At 38.6% G+C, this 9,311-nt stretch carries 11 protein-coding genes and 1 pseudogene; 7 read left to right on the top strand and 5 right to left on the bottom strand.

Features of this window, described 5'->3' with window-relative positions; translation table 11 throughout:
• Positions 1 to 67 precede the first annotated feature (67 nt).
• The 5 genes from NAF19_RS07815 to NAF19_RS07835 form a co-directional block, all read right to left on the bottom strand.
• The gene (locus NAF19_RS07815; RefSeq protein ID WP_252789265.1) at positions 68 to 334 is read right to left on the bottom strand and encodes a hypothetical protein; all 267 of its coding nucleotides are present in this window, start codon (positions 332 to 334) and stop codon (positions 68 to 70) included.
• 76 nt (positions 335 to 410) lie between these two features.
• On the bottom strand, positions 411 to 818 hold the full coding sequence (locus NAF19_RS07820; RefSeq protein WP_252789266.1) for a hypothetical protein: 408 nt from the start codon (positions 816 to 818) through the stop codon (positions 411 to 413).
• Positions 819 to 1,203: 385 nt separating this feature from the next.
• The gene (gene mgtA, locus NAF19_RS07825) at positions 1,204 to 3,741 is read right to left on the bottom strand and encodes a magnesium-translocating P-type ATPase (protein WP_252789268.1); all 2,538 of its coding nucleotides are present in this window, start codon (positions 3,739 to 3,741) and stop codon (positions 1,204 to 1,206) included.
• Between the two features lie 5 nt (positions 3,742 to 3,746).
• The gene (locus NAF19_RS07830) at positions 3,747 to 4,607 is read right to left on the bottom strand and encodes a universal stress protein (RefSeq protein ID WP_252789270.1); all 861 of its coding nucleotides are present in this window, start codon (positions 4,605 to 4,607) and stop codon (positions 3,747 to 3,749) included.
• 369 nt (positions 4,608 to 4,976) lie between these two features.
• Positions 4,977 to 5,432, bottom strand: a complete 456-nt coding sequence (locus tag NAF19_RS07835; RefSeq protein WP_370362851.1) for an ABC transporter ATP-binding protein — start codon at positions 5,430 to 5,432, stop codon at positions 4,977 to 4,979.
• Between the two features lie 282 nt (positions 5,433 to 5,714).
• Between NAF19_RS07835 and NAF19_RS07840 the strand changes: the two genes are divergently transcribed.
• The 7 genes and pseudogenes from NAF19_RS07840 to NAF19_RS30725 form a co-directional block, all read left to right on the top strand.
• Positions 5,715 to 6,188 (top strand): Dps family protein, encoded by a 474-nt coding sequence (locus NAF19_RS07840; RefSeq protein WP_252789272.1) that lies wholly within the window; start codon positions 5,715 to 5,717, stop codon positions 6,186 to 6,188.
• Between the two features lie 110 nt (positions 6,189 to 6,298).
• A pseudogene (locus NAF19_RS07845) lies at positions 6,299 to 6,727 on the top strand (DsbA family protein); the annotation flags it as partial.
• A gap of 137 nt (positions 6,728 to 6,864) precedes the next feature.
• On the top strand, positions 6,865 to 7,722 hold the full coding sequence (locus tag NAF19_RS07850) for a CHAD domain-containing protein (protein WP_252789274.1): 858 nt from the start codon (positions 6,865 to 6,867) through the stop codon (positions 7,720 to 7,722).
• A 139-nt stretch (positions 7,723 to 7,861) separates the two neighbouring features.
• The gene (locus NAF19_RS07855; RefSeq protein ID WP_252789276.1) at positions 7,862 to 8,083 is read left to right on the top strand and encodes an SHOCT domain-containing protein; all 222 of its coding nucleotides are present in this window, start codon (positions 7,862 to 7,864) and stop codon (positions 8,081 to 8,083) included.
• Positions 8,084 to 8,135: 52 nt separating this feature from the next.
• On the top strand, positions 8,136 to 8,795 hold the full coding sequence (locus tag NAF19_RS07860) for a BON domain-containing protein (protein WP_252789277.1): 660 nt from the start codon (positions 8,136 to 8,138) through the stop codon (positions 8,793 to 8,795).
• Between the two features lie 73 nt (positions 8,796 to 8,868).
• The gene (locus tag NAF19_RS07865; RefSeq protein ID WP_252789279.1) at positions 8,869 to 9,039 is read left to right on the top strand and encodes an oleate hydratase; all 171 of its coding nucleotides are present in this window, start codon (positions 8,869 to 8,871) and stop codon (positions 9,037 to 9,039) included.
• 101 nt (positions 9,040 to 9,140) lie between these two features.
• Positions 9,141 to 9,311, top strand: a 171-nt coding sequence (locus NAF19_RS30725) for a chemotaxis protein CheB (protein ID WP_370362861.1), incomplete at its 3' end; no start/stop codon positions are given.

Below are 9,311 nucleotides of genomic sequence, written 5' to 3' on the forward strand. Positions count from 1 at the left end.
ATGAAACGATATATAATTATTAATACTGATACATTATATAGTTGAATGACCCATAAGCGTAGCTCATTTAGGATTCATTCATAGTTTTTCCTATTTTAAAACTACAGTTCCAAGAACCGTTCCTTACCTCGAATAATATATTAGTACTTCTTTCAGGAAAATGCTCCTTTACACATAGCGTTATGTCCTGCTTTATTGTGACGTAGGCTGATCTGAAATTATTTTCTTTATCCATAACATTGACAATGATGTGATCGCCAAATACATGCAGTTCCCAGCCAGATGAACATTTTTCACGGATAATGTTTAATAAGTTTTCCAGAAGTATTTCCATGCTTAATTTTAATAACGTCAAGGATAGTTTTTGCCTTTTATCCACCAATTATGAAGACAATTAAATATATTTTGTCTTAAGCCAATTCTTCCTGGTATTCGATGGCAGAAGTTATGGCCTCTTTCAAACCTTCACCAATATTGTTTCCCAAAAGCATAATCCAGCCTTGAAACAAATGCTCAAGCCAACAAATTGATGCACCGGGGCTAAGAATGCTAAAAAGAACAACTTTGTAAATGGCATTATTATTTCCATAATTTACCTTCATCACTTTTGTATGATGTATCTGGGTTAAGAAATTGAATTTTATCTTGAATATTTCAAGTAATGCCAGGGTGGTTTGTATTTTTACCGGAGGTTCGCTTTCGGGTATATAAAAAACTAAAGATTGCGGGATGGTCTTATCTATACCTTTCGGGGTTTTGTTACCTGGTAATGATTGTAGTGAAACAATGGCAGGTTTACAAGCGTCGGTCAATAACATTGTTTATGATAATTAGAATAAATTAAACCGGTAATGAAAAAAGAAAAATAATACTATGGATGTCTCATTATTGGCTTAATTTTTCAAGAAATAATTAAACCGATAATTACTTCCAGCTCCTAATTCGCTACCAATACCAATTTGACCCTAAGATCTCTTCTTCCTCCCAATTTTGGCGTATACCCCTAAATATGTGGCAAGATATTTATTACAAGTTCAATGGTGTCAAGGGAATATTTACTATTTAACATACCCAAATGTCAGTATACTTATGTCAATTTGCGTTACACGAATTAGTTAAAAGTTACATCATTCACACATTAATAAAACAAATAGTTCACTATGCTTAACCTTTAATGCCAACAAAGCCGAAGGATGCTCAAAATTACATTGTTGGTACTTTGTTTATTTTTCGGTAAAACCATCTTTTAACAAGTTCTGCTGCTACTACATAACAGATAATTACTAATATCATCCACGCATAGAGTGACACAGGTATTTTAATAAACCCAAACAACGATGATAATGGAGTTAAGGGTAAAACCAATACGAGCAATAAAATAAAAATGGTGGCCGCCGATAAATATCTCCCAGGCAGGCTCTTAAAAAAAGGTAACCTGGTACGTACAACCAATACAATTAAGATGGCAGAAATAACAGACTCAATAAACCAGCCCGTTTGAAATGCCTTTTCTTTTGAGTGTAATAAAAGTAATAAAACGCCAAAAGTTACATAATCAAATACTGAACTTAATAAACCAAAAGTGAGCATGAAGCGCCTGATGAAACGCATGTCCCAATGCTGTGGCGACTGTATATTTATATCATCAACCCTATCAGTGGATATGGCCATTTCCGGAAAATCAGTTAATAAATTGGTTAAAAGGATCTGCTTTGGCAACAACGGTAAAAATGGCAGAAATAACGAAGCCCCGGCCATGCTGAACATATTACCAAAATTAGCACTGGTAGCCATGAAAATGTATTTCATGGTGTTTGTAAAAGTACGGCGGCCTTCAATAATTCCTTTTGTGAGCACATCAAGGTCCTGGCTTAATAGAACAATGTCTGCTGCTTCTTTTGCTACGTCAACTGCTGTATTCACAGAGATTTCCACATCAGCTGTATGGAGTGCCGTGGCATCATTTATACCGTCACCCATAAATCCAACCACATTTCCGGTCTTTTTGAGCATCAAAATGATCCGTTCTTTTTGATTGGGTTCTACTTCCGCAAATATATCTGTTAGCGGTGCCTGGTGGACAAGGGCAGCATTACTCATTTTTTGAAGCATTGCCCCGGTGATTATTTGTGGTTTTTTAATGCCGATCTGTAAGGCCAGGCTCTTTGCTACCAGGGCATTATCGCCGGTGATGATCTTGAGTTGCACTCCCAGTTTATTCAGGTTACCTAAAATCTCGGCCACATTGGCTTTAGGCGGATCATATAAGGTGACAAAACCCAAAAAGGTCATTTCCTTTTCGTCTTCCCGGGTAAAATTATGGGCAGCGTTCCCGGGTTTATAAGCGACTCCTAAGGTGCGTAAGCCTGCTTCACTTAATTTGTCATATTGCTGAAGGATAGCTTTCCTTTTGTCCTCAATGCTCACTACTTTCCCCTCAGCGTTTTCAACCAGGGTGCATATAGATAAAATGACTTTTAAAGCCCCTTTGGTAATAGCGAGGTTCTGTGTTTTATTTTTGACCTGGATTGTCAACCGTTTGCGTATAAAATCGTAGGGGATTTCTGCTTGAACAGTAAAAGTACTTTTCTGACCTTTATAACCGTCACAAATAGCCGTGTCTATTGGATTGTGAAAACCCTGCTGCATGGCGGCGTTTACCCAGGCATATTGAAGCACTTTGTCGCTGTGTGCGCCATCTACATTTACAGTATCCTTCAAATTCACCTTACCCTCGGTTATTGTTCCTGTTTTATCTGAACAAAGGATATTCATGCTCCCCAAATTTTCAATGGATGACAGCCGCTTTACAATGACCTGTAATTTTGCCATGCGCCTTGCACCTGTTGAAAGATTAACACTGATAATAGCGGGGAGCAATTGTGGGGTAAGCCCTACCGCTAATGCCAGGGAAAACAAAAATGAATCCAGTACCGGCTTGTGCAAAAATACGTTGACAGCAAAAATAATGAACACCATCAATAAGGTGATTTGCATCAGCATATAACCAAATTTACGGATGCCCTTTTCAAAATCTGTTTCAGGTGCCTTTGACTGTAATCCCGCTGAGATCTTGCCAAACTCTGATTGAGCTCCCGTTTTAATTACCAAGGCGGTGGCTTTGCCGCTTATCACGTGTGCGCCCATAAATAATGCATTGCTTCTTTTTGACAGCGGGGTATCGACCGGTAATTCGCCGCAAAACTTTTCAACAGGGTAGGTTTCGCCTGTAAATGCCGCCTCATCAACAAATAATTCCTGGGACTCTATCAATAAACTATCTCCGGGTATGAGATCACCTGCTGATAAAATAACAAGATCGCCGGGAACTACCTCTTCGACTGTTATTTCCTTTTTCTTTCCACCCCTTAAAACATCACAGTGCAACTGTACCATTTTAAGCAATTCTTTCACGGCGTTTGCTGCGCCTTTTTCCTGCCAGAAACCAAGAATACTGCTGATCAGAACGATAGTTAAAATGATGGTGGTATCCAATACATCACCTAATGATGCGGACAGCAGCGCCGCAACGATCAGCATGATGGTAACCGGGCTTTTAAATTGTGATAAAAACAAAAGAATAACTGAATACCGGGAATTAACTTTCATCGTATTCGCGCCGTACTTTTTTATTCTTTTGGCTGCTTCATGGTCATCCAGTCCATTTTGACCGGTAGCCAACGTTTTGAAAGCTGCTTCTTTAGTAAATTGCCAAAAGGTTTTGTATTGATCGGTTTCCATTGCGTTTATGATTTCGCCGCGAAGACCAATAGTGGAATTGGTATTTGACCAGCAATTTTTTGAGTCTGGCTTCCCCTGAAAAGGCTATCAATAAAATTATGTGAACGATGCACCATTGCCAGAAGATCTATATTGCCGTTGTCGCAAAGCCATTCCAAACCCGATTGCGCACCATTGCTTTTATACATCGTATATTTTATTTTTGAAAAGTGAACTTTGGTTGAAAGCTCACTCACGAATCGTTTAATCCATTTCTGAAATTCAGGTGACCTGTCCGACTCTTCATAAATATGTGTAAGTAATATTTCTGCGTTGAGGGGCTTTGCCAGTGCTACCAATGAGGAAATTGAAATAATATCGTCTTCCGGATTTTTAAAGTCGGTAGCAAAAGCTATTTTTTTTACCGGCGATAGTTTAGCGGCAGGCGGTATCAGCAATAGGGGGCTGTTCACCCCATCAATCATACTCCTGCTATGGTTTCCTAATAATAATGTAGTTAACCCGCTGCTGCCATGTGTTCCAATAACTACAAGATCAACCGTTTCATTTTCAATAATGCGATTGACAACATCTGTAAGCGCACCACTTTCATTTAAATACCTGATAGAGGGGTGAAAACCTGATTTATTCCTGCTTGTTTCTATTGACGATTTAAGTTTAACTAATTCATTTGTACTTTCTTTCAAAAGCATATCAGATTCCTCCAGCGGCCATACCACAAGTCCCGCCTGGGGCGCTTCAGCCGGAATAATCACTGCATTGCATAAAATAATGTCGGCTTTGATTTGCCTCGCTAAATAATATCCATATCTAACCGCATGTATTGCATTTTCCGAAAAGTCGGTTGGGAATAGTATCGTTTTCATTTTATTTTAATCTTAATGTCTGTTTATAAGGGCAACCGTATTTGATCTGCAAGAGCCAAGAATGGATCAATGCGTTGTTAAGTATCAAGGGCTGGTAATTCAGCGAGCCCAGCTTTCGCTTGCCCTGGGGTTATTGTTGCGTTTTATCAAATTGTATAGGGCCATCGCGCAATTGAATCGTACGACTGCTGAAGGAAGCGATATCCGGTTCGTGCGTTACAAATACAATGGTTTTTCATGTTTGGCATTCAGTTCCTGCATCAGGGCCATAATTTCATAAGATGTACAGGTATCCAGGTTCCCTGTTGCTTCCTCCGTTAAAATCATTACAGGATTATTAATGAGTGCCCTTGCAATGGCAACCCGCTGTTATTGCCCGCCTGACACCTGGTTTGGCGTATGTTCAAACCTGTCAGCAAGTTTTAGAGCCTCTAATGCATGTATTGCCCGCTCATGCCGGCCTTTGCTATTTGTCCTTTTATCGTACAACAAGGGGAGTTCCACATTCGCTATAGCGGTTGTGCGGGGTAATAAATTATAAAATTGGAAAACAAAACCTATTTTATGGTTGCGTAATTCTGCCAGTTCACCCCTTGACAGTTTTTTTATTTCAACGCCATCTAACAGGTAGTCTCTGGATGTAGGTTTATCAAGGCATCCCAAAATGTTTAACAAGGTTGTTTTCCCGGAACCACTTGCTCCCATTATTGTAACAAATTCACCGGTATCAATAGTAAATGACACTTCCCCTAAGGCATTGACTGTCTCACCTCCCACCTGAAATTCACGTTTTAGATCATGGATGTCTATAATTTTCTTGCGCATTATCTTTCTATGCACAAATATGATGCGAGCAGAATGCTGATTTGTTATACAACTCTGTAAATAGATTACATGATTCACACATTTCTATATCGGGCCAAGAAACAAATTATGAGGTTGTGATTTCTATGATGTGTGAATCATGTAACTTATTTATGGAATTTAGTAATGTTTTATCATCCAGATGCCCGCAACTTTGCCAAGTATTGAAAACCATTTCGCATACGATTGCTGAAATAGCTATCAAATTAAAAACGCAAATCTATTTTATAAATTAATCCTATCATGAAAATCAACATTGGAATTAAGGAAATCGACAGACAAGCCGTTGCTGACCAATTAGCGAAATTGCTGGCAGATGAATTTGTTTTGTATACAAAAACAAGAAGTGCACACTGGAATATTGAGGGGCCGGATTTTCATGCCATGCATATTTTTTTTGAAGAGCAATATGAACAGTTGGACGAATTGATGGATAGCGTTGCCGAGCGTATCAGAAAAATAGGACATTATGCCCCATCCACCTTAACCCAATTGCTTCAGCTTACGCACTTAACGGAGCAAAGCGACAGGAAAAATGATAGTCCGGGATTTATTAAGGAATTGCTGGAGGATCATGAAAGTATTATTGAATTTATCAGGGGTAATATCAATCCTTTTGCTGATACCTATCATGACGCAGGAACAAGTGATTATATAACCGGCCTGATGGAAACCCATGAAGGAATGGCCTGGATGCTAAGATCTCATTTTAGGTAATAAATATGTATATGAGCACACGACTTGAAAATGCCATTACCAAACAGGATCATATACTGGGAAGCAATACCGCACCTTTAGCACTGCTGGAATAAGGCGATTACCAATGCTCATCGTGCGGCGATTCTTACCTAGTTGTAAAAGAAGTTCTTCAGGAACTTGGCAAAAATTTAGTCTTTATTTTCAGGAACTTTCCCTTAACTGACATACATCCGGATGCCTTTGACGCGGCGCTTGCTGCGGAAGCTGCCGCACTACAAAGCAAGTTTTGGGAAATGTATAATTTGCTATACCAGAACCAGGCTCAATTAAGCGGGAATGAGTTGTTCGCATATGCGGAAGAGATCGGCTTGGATATGGACCGGTTCGAACAAGATGTCCAAAGCCATGCACTTACATCGAAAATTGAAGCGGATCTTGACAGTGGGATAAGAAGTGGAGTGAGCGGAACACCGTCCTTTTATATCAATAATGAAAAGTACGAAGGGGATTGGGAAAACGGCGGACTGATTCAATATTTAAAAAGATTGCTGAAATGAATAACCACAGGATCATTTAAACCTGACTGGTAAGTGTGAATAATGTAACTAATTTATGGAATTACAAAACAGTAAAGGCTGATAAAACCGCATTTTTACCTGGATGAAACTGCTGAAACAGTAAAAAAAAAGGCAACATGGAACGATCAAAAATAGAAAACATCCTCAACAAGAGATTTGAAAAGATCAATACTGCTTTTGACAGCTTCCGGTTGCACTTGATGGAAGACGATATTCGGTTATTCCGTGTTAAAGTAAAAAAATTAGCGGCCTGTCTCCGGCTGATCAATGCTGAGAAAAATCATGAGCATGCACTTAAAGTCCCGCAAAAAATCAGCAAACTTTATAAAATAGCAGGGGTCATCCGCATCCTTCAAATGCAACAAAAATTTGTTGAAAAAACATTGGACAGGAAATTAATGGTGCCTCCCGGAACCTATTTAAAAATCATTGCTGACCAGATTCTGCACCACATCGAATTGGTTAATAAACAGATCAAAGGGACAAAGCAGTTCAAAAAAGAAGAAGAAAAACTTTTGCAGTTACTACCGAAGCACCTTAGGGAGAAAACGATACAGCAATTCATCTTCACCGAGGGCGACAGATTGGAAAAACTGCTTGCCCCTGTCTTTCCTGCGGATCAATCCTTTCACGAGGTTAGGGAACTTTTGAAGAACCTATTACATCTATCGGCTTATCTTGAAATGGAGTTCAGTGCATTATTCCCTTATGCAAGCTTAGACAGCTACGATCATATAGATGCCTTCACCATTGTTTTAGGACGTTTTCACGACCTCAATGCTGCGATAGGCCATTTGCATACCGAATGTATCAAAGCGGAAATCGATGAAAATGAAAAAATAGTGTTGCGAAATATGGAAAGCCTATGGATGAAAGAAAGAGCTGCTGTACGCGAAGAAATATTTGACCACTTGCAAAAGATTATTTCCTCCGGGCGGTCAATGGTACCATTGGACAAATGGCCGGTAATGTAAAATCATACTTAGTGATTTTACATTACCGGTATTTTCAAAAAGTGTGAATGATGTAACTATTAGAAAGCATTGAATAACGTTTGACTATCGAAAAGCTCCCAACTGTGTACTTATCAATTCACATTAAAATAAACAAATCATGATGTATAATTACAACTTTTGGGGAATGGATATCATTTGGTGGTTCATTTGGATGGTTATGATCTTTTGGATCTTTGCTACCCCTTATGATATTCCTGGTCAGCGAAGGAGAAAAGATGCGCCGCTTGACATATTGCAAAAACGCTTTGTTTCCGGGCAAATTACAAATGAAGAATACCAGGACATTAAGAAAACACTTGAAACTGATTTGGCCCGGTAGAATTACTTTCCTTTACAAAGGCAAAATTTTGGTATCTCCTAAAATGATATATATGAAAACTAACCGTGAACTACAGATTGATGTGCTGGATGCTATAAGATGGGAACCATTGCTTAAACTGGCGGAAATTGGCGTGGATGCTAATGATGGCATAGTCACCCTTTCGGGAGTTGTTGATAGTTACATTAAGAAATCACAAGCTGAAGTTACTGCAAAAAAAATAACCGGAGTTAGAGCTGTAGTCGAAAAAATCGTAGTCAAATTTAATAATGATGATGAAAAAAGCGATAGCGAAATCGCCACAGCTGTATTAAATGCGTTAAAATCAAACCGGGATATTCCCTTTGATAAAATACAGGTAGAAGTCGAAAACGGTCGCGTAACATTGGATGGAAAATTGGAATGGAACCATCAAAAAGAAGCTGCACAAAAGTCAGCAAGTAATATTGATGGTATAAAGGTGCTTACAAACAATATTAAAATTGAAACCGACAATGCTGACGATATTGAAAAAGCAGGTATAGAACGTGCAATTGAGCGCAACTGGTCAATGAACAACCAGGATGTACAAGTATATGTTTCTGGCAATAGAGTTACGCTGAACGGCATCGTGCATTCTTTTTATCAAAAGGAAGTGGCCGAACGAATGGCATGGAATGCCCCGGGAGTTTGGGCGGTCAATAACGAATTAATTATTGATTATAACGAATAATATAAGCGATGAAAATTCAAGTTCCATTCTTTTACTTTTTGCCCAGACAAAAACCAATTCAATTATTATATAAATGAATGATCTCAATAAAAATTCCATCAATCCAATTCCGCACCGTAAGGTTTATCTTATAGGAGGCGGAATCGCTTCTTTACCAAGTGCAGCTTATTTTAAAAGAGATGGCCATATTAACCCCGGTAATATAACACTATATGAAGCGCTAATCTTCTGTAAACAGCGATAAATTGCTCATTTTCAAAAATATAATTGTAAATTTAATATTATTTACTTTTCTGCTCTTTAAATTTTTTTTAAAAATTTAATCACGCTCTTTAATATCCTGTAATGTTGAATGCTATCCCCCACCATATAATTGCTATCGGCGCCTCTGCAGGTGGTATGGAAGAGATCAATTCTTTTTTTGATCATACGCCCTTAGATGGTGTTTCTTACGTTATTGTACAGCATTTATCTTCCGATTTCAAGAGCAGGATGGTTGAATTACTGGCCAAACAC

Origin of the sequence: Mucilaginibacter flavidus, from assembly GCF_024055575.1 — a bacterium.
Lineage (GTDB): Bacteria > Bacteroidota > Bacteroidia > Sphingobacteriales > Sphingobacteriaceae > Mucilaginibacter > Mucilaginibacter flavidus.